The sequence below is a fragment of the Dyella subtropica genome, from assembly GCF_026283965.1.
Classification (GTDB): Bacteria; Pseudomonadota; Gammaproteobacteria; order Xanthomonadales; family Rhodanobacteraceae; genus Dyella_D; species Dyella_D subtropica.
The window spans coordinates 1-20,571 of the sequence record NZ_JAPDPD010000029.1 but is presented as its reverse complement, the minus strand read 5'-3'; the positions used below and the strand labels follow the sequence as shown (position 1 = coordinate 20,571).

Genomic DNA, 20,571 nt, shown 5'->3' with positions numbered 1-20,571 from the left:
ACATGAATTTTTCAGCGGTGTTCATACGGCGGCCGATCGCCACCTCCTTGCTTATGCTTGGCGTGTTGTTCCTGGGGATCATCGGCTACACGCAGTTACCTATCGCCGGGGTGCCTCAGGTCGATATTCCGACCATTTCGATCAATGCGGGGCTGCCGGGCGCAAGCGCAGAGACCATGGCCTCGTCGGTGACCGCCCCGCTGGAGCGCGCGCTTGCCGTGTTGCCGGGTGTCACGTCGCTGACGTCGACAAGCTCGCTCGGTTCCAGCTCTATTGCGGTGCAGTTCGACCTTTCGCGCAACGTCGATAGCGCCGCGCTCGACGTACAGACGGCCATCAATGCCGCGTCCGGCGATCTGCCGAAGAATCTGCCGCACCCGCCGACCTTCGAGAAGGCCAACCCCGCCGACGCCTTGCTCATGACCATCGCGGTCTACTCGGAGCTCATGCCGCTCGGCAAGGTCGACGACTATGTGGAGAACTATCTCGCGCCCGAAATTGCGCGTGTCCAAGGTGTCGGCGTGGTCGACTACCACGGCCAGCAGAAGCCGGCCGTTCGCGTTCGCATCAATCCGGAGGCGATCGCCGCGCTGGGTCTGAGTCTCGAAGATGTACGCGCCGCGATTGCCGCTTCCACCGCCAACGCGCCAAAGGGAACGCTCAATGGCGAACATCAGGCGGTGACGCTCGATGCGACCGATCAGGTGGTCGATGCCGATGGCTACGCTGCCCTGGTGGTGGCCTATCGTAATGATGCGCCGGTGCGGTTGCGTGATATCGCCAGTGTGGTCGCCAGTGCCGAGGATGTACGGTCTGGCGCCTGGGTCGGCGGACATCAGGCAGTGATGATCGATGTGCACAAGCAGATCGGATTCAACATCAACCAGACCGTCGAACGCGTCAAGGCGGAGCTGCCGCGCCTGACCCACGATCTTCCCGCATCGATGCATTTGGTCCTGCTCGGCGATCGCACGCAGACCATTCGCGCCTCGGTGGTCGACTTGCAATTCACGCTGATGCTGAGCGTGATTCTGGTTGTTCTGGTTGTCTATGCGTTCCTGCGGGATTTTCGCGCGACCCTCATTCCGGTCATAACGATACCGCTGTCGTTGCTCGGCACGATCGCGGTGATGGACGTACTCGGCTACAGCCTCGACAACGTCTCGCTGATGGCGCTGACCGTGGTGATCGGCTTTGTCGTCGATGACGCGATCGTGATGCTGGAAAACATCCTGCGGCACATCGAAGACGGCGAATCGCCTTTCGACGCCGCCATCAAAGGTTCGCGAGAGATCGCTTTCACCATCGTCTCGATGACCGTCTCGCTGGTGGCCGTGTTTATCCCGCTGTTGTTCATGAGCGGCCTGGTGGGTCGGCTGTTTCGCGAATTTGCCGTTACCGCCGGCATCGCCATTCTCATTTCCGGCCTGGTCTCGTTGACACTGACGCCCACCCTGTGCGCGCGTTTCCTCAACCGGCAAACCGCACACGGCCGTGGCCGCTTTCACGAGGGCGCCGAACGTGTATTCAACCGCTTGCTCGATATCTACGCCGCCGGCCTGCGCAAGGCCTTGCTGCACCGGAAGCTGACCATGCTGGTGGCTGGGTTGACGCTTGTCGGCACCGTGGTGATGTATGTCGCGATTCCCAAAGGGTTCTTCCCACAGCAGGACAACGGCTTGATCGGTGGCGTTGCGGAAGCTTCGCAGGACATTTCATATGCCGCCATGGTCGAGCGCATGCACGCGCTCGCCGCCGTGATCGAGCGCGACCCTGACATTCAGCATGTCTATTACTGGGTTGAAGGCGATCCATCGGCGAACATCGGCCGCGTGTTGATCGACCTCAAGCCTTTCGGAAAGCGATCGGCGTCCGTCTACGACGTGATCAAACGCCTGCGGCCGCAAATGGCGAAGTTGCCCGGCATTTCGCTTTACCTGCAGGCACGGCAGGATCTTCAGATCGGCGCACGCACCAGCAAGACCCAGTTTCAATACACGCTGCGCGACACGAATCTTGAAGAACTGCGGCACTGGGCACCGATTATGCTCAAAGCCCTCGGCGATATTCCGGTGATCCAGGATGTTGCCGGCGACCTGGAGCCGGTGGCCCCGCGACTCACGGCGGTGCTCGATCGCGACACGATGAGCCGCTTCGGCATCACACCGCAAATGGTGGACGACACGCTGTACGACGCGTTCGGCCAACGCCAGGTCGCCACGTTCTACACGCAGCTCAACGTCTATCGCGTGGTTCTGGAGGTCGGGCCGCGTTATCAGCTCGACGCAAACGCGTTGAGCCAGCTCTATCTGAAGGCGTCGAACGGCAAGCAGGTGCCGCTGTCCTCGTTCATTCGGCTGGAGAGCTCGACCGCGCCGCTGACCATCAACCACGACGGCCAGTTTCCGGCGGTGACGTTGTCGTTCAATCTTGCTCCAGGCCACGCGTTGAGCGAGGCGATCGCGGCCATCGATGTCAAGGGAGCGGAGCTTGGAAAACCCGCGGGTTTGACGGCCGTGTTCCAAGGCTCGGCCCAGGCGTTCAAGGCGTCCCTGTCGAATCAACCCTTGTTGATTGCCGCCGCGCTCCTGGCCATCTACATCGTCTTGGGGATTCTCTACGAGAGCTATATCCACCCGCTGACGATTCTGTCGACACTGCCATCCGCCGGTATCGGCGCGTTGGGTGCGCTGATGCTGTTGCGGTACGACTTCTCCCTGATAGCGCTGATCGGCGTGATCCTGCTGATCGGGATCGTCAAGAAGAACGGCATCATGATGGTCGACTTCGCGCTGTCGGCGGAGCAGGAGCGCGGACTCTCGCCCGAGAAAGCTATTTACGAAGCGTGCCTGCTGCGCTTTCGCCCCATCATGATGACGACGATGGCGGCCTTGCTGGGTGCGCTGCCGCTCGCGTTCGGTTCGGGAGCAGGCGCGGAATTGCGGCGCCCTCTTGGCGTGGCCATCGTTGGTGGCCTGCTGATATCGCAGATCCTCACGCTCTATACCACCCCAGTGATCTATCTCTTTCTCGATCGCATCCGCCTATATCAAATGCGTAGAGCGATGGCCGCCGCATGATTTGACGTGTCTGCCTGCAAAGGGGGCGCAATCGGACTCGGTGTCAGGTGCCGCGATAGCGCAGCCGCAAAGATTGTCGGCGGCTCGGGTAGTAAAGGTGGTCGCGCGCCCAGGTCACGCGACCATCAAATCATCAGTAGGCGCGGGAACCACATGCACTACTGCCGGTGCGTGAAGCGTCGCCTGTGTCAGCTGTTGAAATATTTCGCTAAGCGCGTTCATGCCGGGATTGCCGTCCTTGCTCAGCATGCGGTGCAAGGACTTGCTGGGTGTGCCGGTGGCCTTAGCCAGACCTTCAAAACCCACCAAGCCGTGGGTCAGGTCACGCATCAGCAGGCGGGCTGCTTCTGCCTCACCGTTGAACATCATGCTTGCGGCTTCATCGAGCAGCGCACGGGCGAACTCGGGGTCACTTTTGATACGGTTTGCGATTGTCTCGCGGTAGTCCACGGTCAGTGCCATAGCCCCATCCTCATCATCGTCAATCGTGGCTGGCTGGTAAAACATGGCCAGGTGTTTCGCTACTTTCTTCGCTTCCGGGTCTTGTCCTGGGGAGCCTTGCCGCTGCCGGTTTTCACAGCGATTTTGGCTGCTTTGGCGGCCTCCTTCTTACGCTCCTTGTATTCATGCACGAGCACGGCAGCGGCGTTGATTTCGGTCTGTTGGTCGCCTTTGTCGCTGCCGCCCATCAAAAGGATCAAGTCCTTGCCGTCCTGATGCACATACACGCGGATGCCTGGGCCCCAATCCAGCTTCCATTCCGCCAGGCCGTTGGCGATTCCTTTCAAGCCCGAAGTATTGCCGGTGGCCAATCGGCCAATCACGCCGGCCACTTTCGCGGCGGCTGGCGCTCCCAGACGGTTGAACCATTCGGCGTAGTGGTTGCGGCCATCCCTTGCGATGTATTCCCTAACTGCCGGCATGGCTCCCTCGCTATACCCTTAGGGAGGTAACAGTAACACATGTGTTACTTTTGATGGCGGTCAGCGCTGAGCGCACCGATGGGGAAGCATGCTCGTCGACGCGCACCACTACGACGCTCAGCGATAGCGCAGTGCATCGAACAGCACGGCCAGCGCTCGCCGGTCGCTAGCGGTGACGAAACCGGCCGGCACCAGGGAGGGCGGCTTCCAGGGGGCTATCCGCCACAGGGGCAGAAGGTGTGACGAAGGTGGTAGTGATGTCGGGGGCTGCCGGTGTGGCCAGCGCGGCAGGCGCCGTTGAAGTGACGGCCGTCTGCGCATCGATCCAGTAGCGTTTGCGCTCGAACGGGTAGGTGGGCAGGCGCACGTGCAGCTTGCGTTGACGATGATCGAGCGCGGTCACATCCAGCGGCGTACCCAGGCTCCAAAGCCGCCCGGCGGCATCCAGCCATGCCGCGCGTTCGTTCTCCGGCGTATCGGCCAGGGAGGACAGCACGTTGCGGCCGCGACTCTGAGGATGTTGCCGCGCCAAGGTGGCGAGCGCGATGCGCGGACCCACTTCGAGGAAAGCATGCTGCGTGCCTTCGAGCACGCTGAGCAGGGCGGTGGAGAAGCGCACCGTGCCGCGCAGTTGGCGCGTCCAGTAATCGATGGAGGTCGCCTCGCCATCGCTCAGCAGGGCGCCGGTGACGGTCGAGACGATCGGGATGCTCGGTGCCGCCAGCGGGATGCCGGCGACTTCGTCGCGGAACGGCGCCAGCACCGGCTCCATCATCGCGGAGTGGAAGGCGTGCGAGGTGTGCAGCAGGCGGCTGGCGATGCCGGCGCTTTCCAGCTCCGTGCGGAACGCTCCGACGATGGCGGTTTCGCCGCTCACCACACACGCGTTCGGCGCATTCTCGGCGGCTATTTGCAGGGTGGACGGCAGGCGTTCGGCGAGTTGCTTCGCATCGAGTCGCACGGACAACATCGAGCCGGCGGGTAAGGCCTGCATCAGGTGGGCTCGGCGTGCGACCAGGCGTGCGCCATCGGTGAGGCTCATCACGCCAGCCATCACCGCCGCGACGAACTCGCCGACACTATGGCCGATCATCGCCACCGGGCGGATGCCCAGGCTCATCCACAGCCGCGCCATGGCGTATTCGACGGCGAAAGTGGCGGGCTGGGTCAGCGAGGTTTCGCCCAGGGCCTCGGCATAGGCATCCGCATCGTCGGCGAACAGGCGGTCGCGCAAGTCGAAGCCCAGCTCATTCGCCAATGCCTCTGCGCATGCGTCGAGCGCGGCGCGGAACACGGGCTCCGTCGCATGCAGTTCGCGGCCCATGCCTGCGTACTGCGAACCCTGGCCGGGGAACAGGAAGACCATGCCAGGGGCTGGGTTCGACGCGGTACGCATAGCAGCGGGATCAATCGCCGCGAGCCGTGTGGTTGCCTCCTCGAGGTTGCTGGCCACGACATAGGTGCGCTGCGCGAACGCCTTGCGTCCGGTGGCCAGCGTGTAGGCGACATCGCCGAGCTGGCTGTTCGGCTGTGCGGCGAGGTATTCGCCGAGCCGACCGGCTGCATGGCCAAGCGCCGTCGCTGAGCGAGCGGAAAGCAACAGCAGTTGCGCACCGGTGGCGACATCGGAGGGCGTGCGCTGCGGCGGTTCCTCCAGGATCACATGGGCGTTGGTGCCGCCCACGCCGAACGAACTCACGCCGGCGCGTAACGGATCTTCGTCGGGCGACCATTCACGCAGGCAATCGTTGACTACGAAGGGCGAATGCGCGAAGTCGATCTTGGGATTGGTCTTTCGCAAGTACAACGACGGCGGCAGCGTGTGCTCGCGCAAGGCCAGCGCGGTCTTGATCACACCGGCCACGCCGGCCGCCATCACCAGATGGCCGACGTTGCTCTTCACCGATCCTACGGCGCAGAAACCGCAGTCGTCGGTGTGCTCGCGAAAGGCCAGGGTCAGGCCTTCGATCTCGATCGGATCGCCCAGCGGCGTGGCCGTACCGTGCGTTTCCACATAGGAGATCGAGCGCGCGCTCACACCGGCATCGTCCAGCGCCATGGCGACTACCGCCGCCTGGCCGGCGCTGCTGGGCGCGGTGAAGCTCGCCTTGATGCCGCCGTCGTTGTTGATGGCCACGCCGCGGATCACCGCGACGATGGCGTCGTTATCGCGCTGTGCGTCAGACAGACGCTTCAGCAACACCACCGCGGCGCCGTCGCTGAACACGGTGCCGCGCGCTTCCGCGTCGAACGTGCGGGTGTGTCCGTCCGGCGACAGCATCGAGCCTTCCTGGGACAGATAGCCGCTGCGCGGTGGGCAACTCACCGACGAGCCGCCGGCCAATGCCATGCCGCATTGCCCGGCGCGTAACGCGGCGACGGCCTGGCAGATGGCGACCAGCGAGGTCGAGCAACCGGTGTTCATGCTGATCGCCGGCCCGGTGAGGTTGAGCTTGTGCGCCACGTGCGTGGCGAGATAATCCTTTTCGTTGGCCAGCATCACCTGGAACGCGCCCAGTTTGTCGATCAGATCGGGTCGCGCATTGAGGTGGCGCTGGTAGTAGGTAGCGTTGTGCATGCCGCCGAACACGCCGACCGGCACCGTTTGCGCGTCCGGCACGTAGCCGCCGCGCTCCATGCACTCCCAGCACAGCTCCAGGAAGATCCGCTGTTGCGGATCGGTCAGTTCCGCCTCGCGCGGCGACATGCCGAAGAAGCCGGCGTCGAACTCCTCCACGCCATCGATGACGCCGCGTGCGGCGACATAGTCAGGATGGTTGCGTTCCTCGGCGGGGATGGCCGGGTCGAGCGCGTCGGCGCTGAAGAAGGTAATCGTCTCGCGGCCTTCGCACAGATGGCGCCAGAACGTTTCTACGTCGCCGGCACCGGGGAAGCGTCCAGCCATGGCGACGATCGCGATCGCCTCCGCCTGGTCGCCGCCCTTGCCGCGTGCGATGCGCGCAGTGCGGCGCTCGGCGCGCCCTTCGATGGAGGCGGCCAGGGCCGCAGGTGTCGGCTCGCCGTAGAACATGGGGATGGTGGGAAGAGCCGACAGTTCGGCATGGATGCGCGCGACGGCTTTCACCGCCAGCAGCGAGTCGCCGCCCAGGTCGAAGAAGTGATCGTGGCGGCCGACCTGGCCCAGCCCGAGCACGTCGGCGAACAGTTCGCACAGGCGCCGCTCCAGCGGACCCTCGGCGGGTACGTAGGCATCCGCGAGCTCCGGGCGGCGGTGGTCCGGCGCGGGCAGCGCGCGGCGATCGAGCTTGCCGTTTGGGGTGATCGGCAGCGCGGCCAGGCGCAGATAGATGCCCGGCACCATGAACTCCGGTAGCGACTGCGCGAGCTGTTCGCGCAAGTGCCGGGCAGTGACGCGGTCGTCCGCCGCCACGTAGTACGCCACCAGGCGTTTCTGGTCAGGCCGATCCTGGCGCGCGAGCACCGCGCTGGCTCGTACGCCGGGCAGGCGCTGCAGCGCGGCCTCGACTTCGCCGAGCTCGATACGATAGCCGCGGATCTTCACCTGCCCATCGGCGCGGCCGATGAACTCGATCACGCCTCCGGGCAGCCAGCGCACCAGGTCGCCGGTGCGGTACAGGCGCGCACCGCTGGTGTCGAACCTTGGACAGTTGAAGGGTGGGACGACGAAGCGTTCGCGGGTCAGTTGGGGGCGCCCCAGATAGCCGCGCGCGAGTCCCGCACCGCCGATGTACAGCTCGCCTATCACGCCCACCGGTACGTGTTCGCCGCGCGCATTCAGCACATGCAGCGTGGTGTCGGCGATGGGGCGGCCGATCGGGATGGAAGGCAAATGCGCATCCAGCTTGCGCGGAATGCGATACGCGGCCGAGAACGTGGTGCATTCGGTCGGCCCGTAACCATTGATGATCCTCACCTCCGGCAGCGCAGCGTACGCCTTGCGCACATGCGCCACCGACAGCGCTTCGCCACCGATCAGCAACTGCCGCAGGCCGCGCAGCTTGCTGACGTCGTCATCGACGATGGCATTGAAGAGCGCGGCACTGAGCCAGGCGATACGCACATCGTGGTCTGCGATGGTGCGCGCCAGGCCGCCGCCACTGGGAATCCGTTCGTCGTGGATCACGCAGGTGCCGCCGTTGAGCAGGGCGCCCCAGATCTCCAGCGTCGATGCGTCGAAGCCGAGCGGCGCGGCGTGCAGCACGCGTGGACGTTCGCGGAGGTCGACATAGTCCACGTCGCGCACCAGGCGGATGATCGCGCGATGCGTGATCTCGGCGCCCTTGGGCGTGCCGGTGGAGCCGGAGGTGTACATCACATAGGCGAGCGCCATGCCGTTCAGCGCTGGCGGAATGGCGGCCAGCGCGTCGGCCTCCAGCTGCTGCAACGACACCATCGGCACAGCGATGCCCGGCACGGCGGGCGTGTCGTCGTGAGCGATCACCAGCGCGGCACGCGCGTCGCCGATGGCGAAGGCCAGACGTTCGGCGGGATAGCTGGCGTCCAGTGGCAGATAGGCGGCACCCGCCTTGAGAATGCCGAGCATGGCGACGATGGCATCCGCCGAGCGATCAAGCAGCAGGGCCACCGGTGAACCGGTGCTCACCCCCGCAGCCATCAGGGCAGCGGCGACGTGGTTGGAGCGCAGCTCCAGTTCGCCATAGGAAAGCGCGCCGCTCTGCCATTCCACCGCGGTGTGGGTGAGATGCCGCTGGGCAAACGCGGTGAACAGCCCGTGCACGGTATCGCCGGCGCGCCGTTCCACAGCGGTGTCGTTCCAGCGGTGCAGCAAGCAATAGCGCTCGATCGGATCGATCACCCCGATCGACGCGAGCAGCATGTCTTTGGGCGTGCTCAGCGCAGCGAGCGCGCGCAGCACGCAAGCGGCGAACAGATCGATCGACGCGGGATGAAACGGGGCGCGAAACGTCACGCGCAGACGCGCAGGGGCTGTGGTGTCGAGCTGCCAGCGGCTGAAGGTCGAGACGTCATCAGGGTCGACTTCATCAGGACGCGCTTCATCAGGGCCGGCTTCGCCTTCCACGACCACGGCCCAGGCGCTGCGAGAGAGCGACGCCGTAGCGGTGTGCATGGCCTCTAGAAAGGTCGCCTGCCATGCATCGCGGCGACCTGCGCGTGGCACGTTGATCAGGCATTGCGTGGACCGCGCCTGCACCACGCGCGTCGCCAGCACGGCATCGGCACCAGTGAGGCGCGATTCGGCCAGCGCGAGTGCCGCACCGAGCTGACCGGCGTGCAAACCGTGCGCATGGGTGAGCGGGTAGTCGCGCTTCGTCCAGCCGGCATCGACAGCCCCAGCCCGACTCGGCAACACCTCAAACAGACGCATGGCAGTTTCGACATCCTGGATTTCGGCCATGCTCGCGTTCATAGGGATTCCGCGCTCATTCGATGTTGGCCAAGGGCTCGGCTACGGGTTCAAGCCGCGACGGCAGACGTCATGTGGCGCGCGTGGACGCACGGCGCGGATGCGGCACGGAGAGATGGTTCCCTCATCGATATCGATGAGCGCAGCGGAAGTGGCGTGCATGATTTCCACCTTCCCCACATGCGGCGGAATAAGCCCGTGTCGAAATCGATGACCCTTGGTTTCGACGGGGGGTGTGCTTGAATCGATGGATGCCGGCGGGCCGGTATGACAGGGATTTGGGTTTGATTGTCGGCCAATCGGGGTGGGATTCCTTTACGTCATCCCGGCTATGTCTGATCTATTTCTTTCTGCCTATGGAGGTGTTTCTTCTGCCGACCGCGCTCCCTACTTCGTCACCCCGGCGTAGGCCGGGGTCCAGTGTCTTTGCGCTTCGATTGTCGCGACTGCGTGTTCTGGTTTGCCTGCCGCGGGCTTTCGAACCGCTGCCGCGGTCCGAGTCACTTTTCTCTGTTGGCCAGAGAAAAGTAACCAAAAGAGAGGCCACCCCGGTTACGCTCCCTCCGGCTTCGCCTGCGGGTCCGTGAGGTCTGGCCGGGCCTGCTCTTAGATGACATGGGGACACGACGTCCCTGTCGTGTCGAAAAGGCATCGACGTCCTGTCGATGCCCCCTTCGGGGCCTGATCGTCCAGCCCTCACCGCTGTACAGGGGACCCAGGAGCTGAAGATCAAGAGCAACGTCGTGCTGCGCCTGAAGTGGTGCACTCCCTTCCTTGCGTGTCCCAAAAAAGGGACTCCTTTCGATCGCCGCAGAGGCTGCGTGCTCGTTCACGGCGAGAGGAAGCGCGAGAGGCGAGTAGCGAGGGCGCCAGAATCAATAGTGCTCGGCCGGTTCTCCGACAAGAGCCTAGCTACGCGACATGGACTCGCTGTGTGCGTACAGGCTTGTGCCCTCGTTACTCGCTTATCGCGCCTCCACGCTCATGACTCACCTTGCCCGGGACGCACGCCGGCACCAGAGATCAGCCGCCGCCGCTTCAGCGCATCCAGCTCCATCAGACGCATCAACAACCAGCGAAAGGCCGCCACCGCGATGAGGCCCAGCGTCAGCACCCTTTCGGGGGGCGAGCGGAAATAGCGCAGATTCGTCGCCAGATACAGCGCGCCGGCCAGCAACGCCAACTCGCAAAAGGCGAGCAGAAGAAGCCAGCGCGTGGTCTGGTGTGGCAGGAAATAGAGCATCCGACTGCCTCTTCGCCTTCAATCCGATCAATCCGAATGAGGACGCATAATCCGTTCCGCCGGAAGCTCAGCCTATGCCGCGCATGCCATGGTGTCGATGCAACTTTGGTAAGAACGCACTAGGCCAAACGTGAGCCCACCAAGTGGCCTGTTCGGTGTGCGGAAGCGACTAGGTGTTGCACGCGCGATACGCGTCGAGATGGCGTGGCTTGAATATCGTCCATCACGCGTGACGACCCAGTTCGGCTTTTCGCTTTTGCTCTGGATCTCCGGGCCCCCGGTTACACGCTCTCTGGCTTTGCCTCCGAGTCCATGAGATCTGGCCAGGCCTGCTCTTAGATGACGTGGGGAAACGGCGTTCCTGTCGTGTCGAAGGGGCGCAGGCATGAATGCCTGCGCCCCTTCGGGATCTTTTCGTCCGGCCCTCACCGCTACACAGGGGGCCCTGGGATCAAGAGCGAGGCTCAGCTCTTGGAGACTTCGAAGTCTTGGGTGGTTACGGGTTTGCCGTCGAGTGAGATCACTACTTGGTATTTGCCGGCTGGCCACAGGTTGGGGTTGCGGATTTCGAAGGTGGTGGTGGCGGGGCCGTTGGTGGCGATGGATTGGTTGGTGCTGGTGATTTGCCGGGCCTGGCCTTCGAGGTAGGTCCAGGTGGCGTTGAGGGTGGCACCGGCGGTGTCGCCCTGGGTGGCGACGCTAGCGTAGATGGCTTTCTCGTTCGGGGCGAAGCGGTTCTTCGCTTCGCTGATCTGGAGGTCGTTGGCGACCTTGCTGCCCAGGGTGACGGCGGCGACGTGGAAGTTGTCGTTGACGGCCGCGGGTGTGGCTGACGCCGATGCGCCGGCGCCTGCGGGTTTGGTCGTCGTCGTGCTGGCGGGGGCTGGTGCGGCGGGAGCGGTACTGGCCGGCGCAGGGGCTGGCGTTGGCGCCTGTTGGGCGGCGGGTGTGCTGGCCGGTGCGGCGGGAGCGTTGGCCGGTGGCGCCTGTTCGTGTTTGCCGCAGGCGCTGAGCGTGAGCAGGCCGGCGAGCGTGGCGCTGTAGAGGGCGACGTGGCGGATGGAACGTTTCATGTGCGGCATCCTCGAGTCGATGAGTGACAAGCGACCGGGCCAGGCCGATCGCCTTCCGAGTAGGGGGGAGGCTAGTGCCACCGATATGAAGCTGGGGTTAGTAATGAGTTCAGCGACGATGTCGTCTTACGATGGTGTTCGCGAAGGTTCAGCCGGCAGCACGCGCGCGGTTACTGGCGCGCTCCTCGCGGATTGCCCGGTGTCGCGGCCACGCTGCTGCGGAACGGGTTGATGTCCAGACCGCCGCGTCGCGTGTAGCGCGCGTACACGCTGAGTTGTTGCGGTGCGCAGCGTGCCGTGACGTCCACGAAAATGCGCTCCACGCACTGCTCGTGGAATTCGTTGTGATTGCGGAACGACACCAGGTAGCGCAGCAGGCCGGCCGGATCGATGCGGGGGCCGCGATAGCGGATCTGCACGCTGCCCCAATCCGGCTGTCCGGTCACCGGGCAGTTGGAGCGCAGCAGGTTCGATACCAGGGTTTCTTCCACGACATCGCTGGTGGTGGCGTGCAGATAGTCGGCCTTGGGCGGGCCGTAGTCGTCGACATCGATATCCAGCGTGTCGATCACATGGCCGTCCAGATCGACGATGGCGTGGCCTTGTGCGCTGGTGTCGCTCAGCCGCACGTCGATCGTGGCGCCAGCCGCGGCGGACAGGTCGCGGCTGAGTGTGTCGATCAGCGCCGACGCATCCGCGATGCGCTCTTGCGCGAAGCCGTTGAGATACAGCTTGAACGACTTCGATTCGATGATGTTCGGCGAGGTCGCCGGGACACGGAATTCGGCCAGCGCCACCACCGGCTTGCCGCGTGCGTCCAGCCACGAGAGTTCGTAGGCGTTCCAGATGTCGACGCCGTAAAACGGCAGCGGTTCGCCAACGCCGATTTCCTCGCGCTTGATGCTGCGCGGGATGGGAAACAGCAGGCCGGGGTCGTAGCGGTCGGCGTAGACGGTGCTTTTGCCGAGGGGGGAGTGTTCGGGGGTGGTCATGGGCGCATTTTAGAGGAATGCGCTGGGGTGGGTTTGGGTGAGGGTGTCGCTAGGGCTTACCCCCTCCCAGCCTCCCCCTGTCCCACGGGGCTAGCTTCGCGTCGCAAGCAAGGGGAGGAGCTAGAAGCTCGCGACGACCTGCTCCCTCCCTTGCTTGCGACGCGAAGCTAGTCCCGTGGGACAGGGGAGGGTTGGGGAGGGGTGGGCCCTAGCGACAACGCCTCAAGCGTTGATCAACTTCATCATGTGCTCCGCATAACGCGTACCTGCCACCGCATCCGCCGGGAAGATCGCATCGATGGCCGTCAGCTCTGCATCGCTGAGCTTCACCTCCAGCGCGGCGAGATTCTCATCGAGACGGTCGCGACGCTTGGTGCCCGGGATGCCGATCACGTCGTCGCCTTGTGCCAGCACCCAGGCCAATGCCAGCTGCGCCGGTGTGCAGCCCTTGTCGCTGGCCAGCTGTTTCACCTGTTCGACCAAGCGCAGATTGCGGTGGAAGTTCTCGCCCTGGAAGCGGGGGCTGTGGCGGCGATAGTCGTCCGCCTCGAAGTCTTCCGGCTTGGTGATCGCACCGGTCAGGAAACCGCGGCCCAGCGGCGAGTAGGCGACCAGACTCACGCCGAGGCGACGGCAGGCTTCGAGCACATCGGTCTCCTGCGGGTCGCGCGTCCACAGCGAAAACTCGGTCTGCATGGCGGCGATGGGATGCACGGCGTGCGCTCGCTCGAGCGTAGCGGCGGAGACTTCGCATAGACCGATGTGGCGCACCTTGCCGGCGCTGACGAGTTCCGCCATGGCGCCGACGGTTTCCTCGATCGGCACCGTCGGATCGACGCGGTGCTGGTAGTACAGGTCGATATGGTCGACGCCCAGACGCTTGAGGCTGCCCTCGACGGAAGCGCGCACGTACTCCGGGCGTCCGTTGATGCCGCGCGATTGCGGTTCGCCCGGTGTGCGTACCAAGCCGAACTTGGTGGCGACGAAGGCCTGATCGCGTCGATCGCGAATGGCTTTGCCGACCAGGATCTCGTTGGTGTGCGGGCCGTACACGTCGGCGGTATCGAGCAGGTTGAAACCGCGTTCCAGCGCGTGGTGGATGGTGGCGATGGATTCGACGTCGTCGGGCACGCCGTAAAAATCGCTCATCCCCATGCAGCCCAAACCGAGGGCGGAAACCTTGGGGCCGTGCCGGCCAAGCAGTCGAGTTTGCATGTTTGGGTCTCGGGTGGTGGGAAAGTGCGCCTATCCTGCGCTTGCACGGCCTGTCGATAAATAATCAATAATCGACATGTCTATTTCAAAATCACCAACAATCCCGGGCCAACCATCATGGACCAGCTGCAAGCTATGCGAGTGTTCACGCGCATCGTGGAACTGGGCAGCTTTACCCGCGCGGCCGACGACCTCAGCCTGCCGCGCGCCACGTTGACGCATACCATCAAGCGATTGGAAGCGCGGCTGGGTTCGCATCTGCTGCAGCGGACCACGCGCAGCGTGCACCCCACCCGCGATGGCGAGGTGTACTACGGTCATTGCGTGCGTTTGCTGACCGACCTCGACGAGGTGGAGGCGAATTTCCGCGAAGCGGCGGTGCAGCCGAAAGGGCGCATACGCGTGGATATGCCGGGCACCATGGCGCGGCATCTGGTGGTGCCGAGCCTGCCGGCATTCTTTGCCCGTTATCCCCAGGTGGAACTCGACCTAGGCACCAGCGACCGTTTTGTGGACCTGGTGCAGGAGGGCGTGGACTGCGTGCTGCGTTCCGGCGAACTGCGCGATTCCAGCATGATCGGCCGACGCGTCGCCACGCTGGAACAGGTCACCGTGGCGAGCGCGGGCTATGTGAAAAAGCATGGCATGCCCGAAACGCTGGCCGCGCTGAGTGAAGGGCACCTCGCGGTGAATTGGGCTTCGCCCAATACACGCCGCTCGACGCCGCTGGATTTCATGGTCGGCCGCAAGTTGCGTGAGGTGACCATGCCGTCCCTGGTCACGGTAAATGGCGTCGAAGCCTACCTGGCCTGCTGCGAAGCGGGCCTGGGCATAGCGCAGTTCCCGCGTTATCGCATTGGCGCAGCGCTGGCCCGAGGCGAGTTGCGCGAACTGCTGCCGGCGTATCCGCCCCCTGTGCTACCGGTGAACGTGGTGTACCTGCGCCAGCGCCAGCAACCGTTGCGACTGCGCGTATTCATCGACTGGCTGGCGGAAGTGATGAAGAACGCTCCCCTATGAAACGCCGAGATTCCCGCACCGCCACCTGTAGGAGCGCACCCTGTGCGCGAAACGGTCTGCAAGGACCGCGCATTTTCAAACAACGGCCCTGCTCGCGCAGGGCTTTCATTCGGGCCATCCCTGGCCCTCACTCTGCGGGTGGCTTGCGCCGTGCAAACCGGCAGTCCTGCCGGTTTGTCGCGCACAGGGTGCGCTCCTACTGAGCGTTCAGTGCCGGCACGTGGGTCGACGCGCCGTTGGAATCGAGAGCAATCATCACGAAGCGGCCGGTGGTGCAGATGCGGCGGTCGCCGGTGAGTGGGTCTTCGGCGGTCATTTCCACCTCCACGTGCATGGAGCTGCGGCCGACTTGGACGATGCGTGCGACCAGTTCCACCAGCTGACCTTTGCGCACGGGCACGCGGAAATTGACTTCTTCGGAGCGGGCGGTGACGACGATGCGGCGCGCGTGGCGCGAGGCGACGATGAAGGCGGCTTTGTCCATCCACGCAAGAGCCTGTCCGCCGAACAACGTGCCGAGGTGATTGGTGTGGTCGGGGAAGACCATCTCCAGCAGACGTGCTTCGGGCAAGGGCAGGGTCGGATCGTTCATGAGGGGGATGCTCGGCGATGGGGACGGTGGGGGGGCATTCTGCCGCAGGCAGGGACTTCTGGCAGGGGTCTGACCATGACCTCCGGACTACGATCCATGGGTTTGGACGTATCAGGCCACGGCGGGCCTCCGTGGGTGTCGCCTTTTCTAGGGGGAGTAGAGCATGGGTTTGAAGATGGACAGGTCGCGCCTGCTGGGCGCGCTGGTGTTGAGTACGTTGTCGGCCGGCGTGGCCGCGCAGAGCAAGACGCTGACGGCTGAGGATTACGCCAAGGCCGAGCGCCTGATCGGCTACAACACCATGCCGCTGGTCGATCACGCGGTGCAGAGCGTGACCTGGCTGGATGACGGCCACTTTTGGTATCGCGATCACGACATCAATGGCGATCGCTACCTGCGCATGGATGTCAGCAACGGCAACGCCGAGCCGGCCTTTGACCAAACCAAGCTCGCCGCGGCGCTGGGCAAGGTCATCGGCAAGCCGGTGGACGCCAAGAAGCCCGGCATCACCGATTTCAGCACCACCGCGGATGGCCGGCTCGACGTGAACCTGCGCGGCAAGCACTACCTGTGCGACCTCAATGCCGAAGGCGTGTGTGTCGCTGGCAAGGGCGCGAAGTCCAAGGACGCGGACGCCAAGAGCGGCGACGAGCCCGGTGTGCTGTCGCCGGACAAGAAGACCGAAGCCTTCATCCGCCACTGGAACCTGTGGCTGCGCGATGTCGCCAGCGGCACGGAAACCCAGCTCACCACCGACGGTATCGAAGATTTCGGCTACGCCACCGACAACGCCGGCTGGAAGCATTCCGACAATGCCATCCTGGTGTGGTCGCCGGATTCGAAGCAGATCGCCACCTTCCAGCAGGACCAGCGCAAGACCAGCGATATGTTTCTGGTCAGCACCAACGTGGGCCGTCCCAAGCTGGAGAAGTGGAAGTACCCGCTGGTGGGCGACGAGCACGTCACCATGATCGAGCGCGTGATTATCGACGTGCCGAGCAAGAACGTAGTGCGCCTGAAGATGGAGCCCGATCAGCACCGCTCCACCCTGTGCGACGACGTGAGCTGCGGCCGCGACGGCGGCTGGGACGATGTGCAGTGGGCGGCTGACGGCAAGACACTGGCTTTCGTGTCGTCGTCGCGCGATCACAAGCAGGCGTGGTTCCGCATCGCGGATGCGCAGACCGGCACAGTGCGTACTGTGTTCGATGAGAAGGTGCCGACGTATTACGAGAGCGGCAACGGCAAGGTCAACTGGAGCTATCTGCCGGAGACCCACGAGGCGATCTGGTTCAGCGAGCGCAACAACTGGGGCAACCTGTACCTGTACGACCTCAATACCGGCAAGCGCAAGCGTGCCATCACTACCGGCGACGGCAATGTCACCGAAGTGCTCAAGGTCGATGCGAAGACGCGCACGCTGTGGTTCCGCGGCGTGGGTCGCACCAAGGGCGTCGATCCTTACTACCAGCAGTTCTGGAAGGTGAGCCTGGATGGCGGCAAGCCGGCACTGCTGACGCCGGAAGACTCCGATCACACCGTGACGCTATCGCCGGATGGACGTCTATTCGTGGATGCGTATTCCACGCCAACCGTGCCGCCGGTGACAGTGCTGCGCTCGTCGGATGACGGCCACACCGTGGCGCAGGTCGCCAAGGCCGATATCAGCCGCCTGCTCGCCACCGGCTGGAAGGCGCCGGAGCCGTTCACGGTGAAGGGGCGCGACGGCAAGACCGATCTGTACGGCCTGATGTTCAAGCCGACCAACTTCGATCCGAGCAAGAAATACCCGATCATCGATTACGTCTACCCAGGTCCGCAGACCGGTTCCGTCGGCACGCGCAGCTTCACGTCGGCGCGCAGCGACCATCAGTCGCTGGCCGAACTGGGCTTCATCGTGGTCGCCATCGACGGCATGGGTACGCCGTGGCGTTCCAAGGCGTTCCATGACGCGTACTACGGCAACATCATCGACAACACGCTGCCCGACCAGGTCGCTGGTCTGAAAGAGCTGGGCAAGCGCTATGCCTGGATCGACATGGACCGCGTCGGCATGTGGGGCCATTCCGGCGGCGGCAATGCCACGGTGGGTGCGATGTTCATGTACCCGGACTTCTTCAAGGTCGGCATCGCCGAAAGCGGCAACCACGACAACCGCAATTACGAAGACGACTGGGCCGAGAAATGGCACGGTCTGCTGGTGAAGGACAAGGACGGCAAGAGCAATTACGACAATCAGGCCAACCAGGTGTATGCCGACAAGTTGAAGGGGCACCTGTTGCTGGCGCACGGCACCATGGACGACAACGTGCCGCCGTATCAGACGCTGCTGGTGGTCGATGCGCTGATCAAGGCCAACAAGGATTTCGATCTGCTGCTCATTCCCAATGCGCGCCATGGTTACGCCACGGCCAGCTACTACATGACCCGCAAGCGCTGGGATTACTTCGTGCGTTATTTGATGGAGGCAACGCCGCCGAAGGAATACGTGTTGAAGCCGCCGAAGGATTGAGTGGCTTGTCTTCCTCTCCCCCGTTCACCGATTTGTGCACGGGGGAGAGGGAGTTATGGCATTAGCGGCTGACGGCAGGTGTCGCGATGCCCTTCGCCAGCGCCTCGTCCAGTAGCTTCTTGATCTGCTGGTTTGCTTGGTCGAGGGCCTGCTCCTGTCGCTTGCCGAGTGCCTCCTGCTGCGCACCGAGTTCAGCCTGCTGCTTGTCCAGCGCTTCCTGTTGCTTGTCGAACGCTTCCTGTTGCCGGTTGATCGCTTCCTGCTGCGCATCGAGTTCGGCCATGCTGGCTTGAAGCGCCTTCTGCTTCGCCTGCAGCTCCGCGGTAGGCTTGCCCTGGCTGGTCAACATCTCCAGCTCAGCTTGCTGGTTGGCCAGCCGTGCCTGCCGCGCCGTCAGTTCGCCAAGGCGTGCGCCGAGCGCACCTTGCTGACTCCCCAGTTGGCCTTGCTGTCCTCCGAGCCGACCTTGCTGACCGCCCAGCTTGCCTTGCTCCTTACCGAGTGCAGCCGCCGGTGCATACGCGGCTCTGGCGCGCTGGATATAGGCCGCGTCGTGAATCACATAAGCCTTGTCGCCTCTGCGAAACCACAGCACGGGTTCGCCGTTCTGGCGAAGGGCCTTTGCGACGGCCAGGTCGCTGTCGGTTCCGTTGATGGTGACTGAGTCGCCATCGAGCAGTGCGAAACCGTAGCCGGTGTCGGTATGGGTATCGATGTCGACATGGTGCGCCGAGAAACTGTGGTCGTAACGCGGGGGCTCGGGTGGCGCCGGTGGTGCCACCGGGGCTGGTGGCGGGGCGGGTGGTGTGGGCAGTGCAGCAACGGGTGGCGCGGGCGGTGGAGGCGGTGGAGGCGGAGGCGGCGTTAGTGTCGTCGCCTCGCTGGTCGCCGTCTTTTGTTCTGCGTCGCCGGTATCGCCAGCGGTCACGCGATAGGGCAGTACGCCGATCAGTGCGACGAGAGCGACGAGCAACCAGCCGCGCGCGCGCGGCGCCGTGTCGTTGACGGTTTGCTGCAACATGATCAATCGCCTTTTCAGGTTCTGGAACGTGGGGGAGGCTCCGGCCAAGCCGGAGGGCACGGGAAAGGCCACGCCGAGACGCAGCAGCAGGCGGCCGTAGTCCTGCGGTTCGGCTCGTGACTGCTGCAGCACCTGTGCATCGCAAGCGGTTTCGCGGTGGAAGGCGTATTCGCGCATCGCCCAGGCCACCAGCGGATGGAAAAAGAACACGCGCTGCGCGATCGCCGGTACCCAACCCAGCCACAGATCGCCGCGACGCAGGTGAGCCAGCTCGTGAGCCAGCGCCATCGCCGACTCGGTCGGGCTCAAGGTGTGATCCGCCGGCAGCAGAATCAGTGGACGCCAGAGTCCGGTGACTTGCGGAGAGACGATGGCCTCGGACTGGCGCAGCTCTGGGCAGCGCCGCAAGCCGAGCGTACGGGCCTGCTGCACGCATAGATGGTGTAAGGCATCGTCATGCAGCGGTGTTGAATGGCGGATCACGTCGCGCGTTTCGTGCCACTGGCGCAAGGCGAGCGCCAGCTGCGCCGCCATGCCCATCAACCACAGCGCCGCCAGCGTTTCGCGCCACCGCCATGGGGTGGTGGCCAGGGCGACCGCGGCATCCGTTGCTGGCGCGATCGGTGCAGTGGCGATCGGCAGCGCGGATGATGGGAGCATGGCCGCCTGCTCCGGCTGCACCACATCAGAGGTGGACAACACGGGTGCATCCTGGGGTGGCGCTAGCAGCGGCAGCTCCAGGGGCTTGGTGAGCACCAGACCGAGCATCAGCTGCAGACCCACCAGCCACCACAGCATGCTGCGCATGGCCGGCGACAGTCGCGGTATCCAGCGGCAGACCAGCCACAACACGCCGATCAGCAGAGCCGCTTGAATGGACGTCCATAACAAGCGCGGAAATACGAGGTCGGTGAATGCATGAAACGCATCCATGTCATGTCTCCTTGCGCCGGGATTGCAGCTGGCTCACCAGGGCTTGCAGCTCCGCCAGTTCGTGATCGCTGACGTCGGCCTTCTCGGACATCCACGCGACGAACGGCGAAACCGAGCCGGACAAGGTGTTCTCCACGAACTGGTCCACGGCTTGCCGCATCGCTTCGCCAGGACCGGTAGCGGTGCTGTAGCGATAAACGCCGTTGGCCTGCCTGCGGCGCAGATACTTCTTGCTGCGCAGGCGCTCCATCATGGTGAGCACGGTGGAGCGCGCCAGGCCGCGCGGCTCACCGAAGCCGCTGGCGACTTCGCCCACGGAGGCGGGTTCGTGTTCCGCCAGGTAATGGAGCAGGGCGAGTTCCTGGTCGCCGATGGAAGGCTTGGACATGGTCGTGACGCCGCGTGACTACAGGTGTAGGCACGCTACGCCTTGACTACAGGTGTAGTCAATAGGTCAGGTGGAAGGGATGTGGCGTGGTCGCAAGGGCTTACCCCTCCCCAGCCCTCCCCTGTCCCACGGGACTAGCTTCGCGTCGCAAGCAAGGGAGGGAGCACGGTGTCGCGAGCTCTTGGCTCCTCCCCTTGCTTGCGACGCGAAG

13 protein-coding genes are annotated in these 20,571 nt (G+C 64.1%); 3 read left to right on the top strand and 10 right to left on the bottom strand.

Annotated elements, in window-relative coordinates; genetic code table 11:
- The first annotated feature begins 2 nt into the window (after positions 1 to 2).
- The gene (locus OUZ45_RS19540; RefSeq protein ID WP_266171998.1) at positions 3 to 3,080 is read left to right on the top strand and encodes an efflux RND transporter permease subunit; all 3,078 of its coding nucleotides are present in this window, start codon (positions 3 to 5) and stop codon (positions 3,078 to 3,080) included.
- A gap of 114 nt (positions 3,081 to 3,194) precedes the next feature.
- On the opposite strand, the gene OUZ45_RS19535 is transcribed toward OUZ45_RS19540, so the two are convergent.
- The 7 genes from OUZ45_RS19535 to OUZ45_RS19505 all read right to left on the bottom strand — a co-directional run bounded on the left by OUZ45_RS19535 (position 3,195) and on the right by OUZ45_RS19505 (position 13,894).
- The gene (locus tag OUZ45_RS19535) at positions 3,195 to 3,542 is read right to left on the bottom strand and encodes a helix-turn-helix domain-containing transcriptional regulator (RefSeq protein ID WP_266171997.1); all 348 of its coding nucleotides are present in this window, start codon (positions 3,540 to 3,542) and stop codon (positions 3,195 to 3,197) included.
- A gap of 59 nt (positions 3,543 to 3,601) precedes the next feature.
- Positions 3,602 to 4,003, bottom strand: a complete 402-nt coding sequence (locus OUZ45_RS19530) for a type II toxin-antitoxin system RelE/ParE family toxin (RefSeq protein ID WP_266171996.1) — start codon at positions 4,001 to 4,003, stop codon at positions 3,602 to 3,604.
- Positions 4,004 to 4,169: 166 nt separating this feature from the next.
- Positions 4,170 to 9,374, bottom strand: a complete 5,205-nt coding sequence (locus OUZ45_RS19525) for a hybrid non-ribosomal peptide synthetase/type I polyketide synthase (protein WP_266171995.1) — start codon at positions 9,372 to 9,374, stop codon at positions 4,170 to 4,172.
- A gap of 979 nt (positions 9,375 to 10,353) precedes the next feature.
- Positions 10,354 to 10,614, bottom strand: coding sequence for a hypothetical protein (locus tag OUZ45_RS19520; RefSeq protein WP_266171994.1), 261 nt, complete (start codon positions 10,612 to 10,614; stop codon positions 10,354 to 10,356).
- Between the two features lie 464 nt (positions 10,615 to 11,078).
- Entirely contained in the window at positions 11,079 to 11,687 is a 609-nt protein-coding gene (locus tag OUZ45_RS19515; RefSeq protein ID WP_266171993.1) for a hypothetical protein, read from the bottom strand.
- Positions 11,688 to 11,857: 170 nt separating this feature from the next.
- Positions 11,858 to 12,679: an NADPH-dependent 7-cyano-7-deazaguanine reductase QueF gene (queF, locus tag OUZ45_RS19510; protein ID WP_266171992.1), complete on the bottom strand. Its 822-nt coding sequence runs from the start codon at positions 12,677 to 12,679 to the stop codon at positions 11,858 to 11,860.
- A gap of 222 nt (positions 12,680 to 12,901) precedes the next feature.
- Positions 12,902 to 13,894, bottom strand: a complete 993-nt coding sequence (locus tag OUZ45_RS19505; RefSeq protein ID WP_266171991.1) for an aldo/keto reductase — start codon at positions 13,892 to 13,894, stop codon at positions 12,902 to 12,904.
- A 117-nt stretch (positions 13,895 to 14,011) separates the two neighbouring features.
- On the opposite strand from OUZ45_RS19505, the gene OUZ45_RS19500 reads away from it, so the two are divergent.
- Positions 14,012 to 14,914, top strand: a complete 903-nt coding sequence (locus OUZ45_RS19500) for a LysR family transcriptional regulator (protein WP_266171990.1) — start codon at positions 14,012 to 14,014, stop codon at positions 14,912 to 14,914.
- A 196-nt stretch (positions 14,915 to 15,110) separates the two neighbouring features.
- Here OUZ45_RS19500 and OUZ45_RS19495 read toward each other — a convergent pair whose 3' ends face one another.
- The gene (locus tag OUZ45_RS19495) at positions 15,111 to 15,506 is read right to left on the bottom strand and encodes an acyl-CoA thioesterase (protein ID WP_266171989.1); all 396 of its coding nucleotides are present in this window, start codon (positions 15,504 to 15,506) and stop codon (positions 15,111 to 15,113) included.
- A gap of 163 nt (positions 15,507 to 15,669) precedes the next feature.
- Here OUZ45_RS19495 and OUZ45_RS19490 point away from each other — a divergent pair, with 163 nt between their 5' ends.
- A complete protein-coding gene (locus tag OUZ45_RS19490) occupies positions 15,670 to 18,018 on the top strand; it encodes a S9 family peptidase (RefSeq protein ID WP_266171988.1) in 2,349 nt (782 codons plus the stop codon).
- A 61-nt stretch (positions 18,019 to 18,079) separates the two neighbouring features.
- On the opposite strand, the gene OUZ45_RS19485 is transcribed toward OUZ45_RS19490, so the two are convergent.
- Positions 18,080 to 19,972: a M56 family metallopeptidase gene (locus OUZ45_RS19485; RefSeq protein WP_266171987.1), complete on the bottom strand. Its 1,893-nt coding sequence runs from the start codon at positions 19,970 to 19,972 to the stop codon at positions 18,080 to 18,082.
- A 1-nt stretch (position 19,973) separates the two neighbouring features.
- Positions 19,974 to 20,360 (bottom strand): BlaI/MecI/CopY family transcriptional regulator, encoded by a 387-nt coding sequence (locus tag OUZ45_RS19480; RefSeq protein ID WP_266171986.1) that lies wholly within the window; start codon positions 20,358 to 20,360, stop codon positions 19,974 to 19,976.
- Positions 20,361 to 20,571 lie beyond the last annotated feature (211 nt).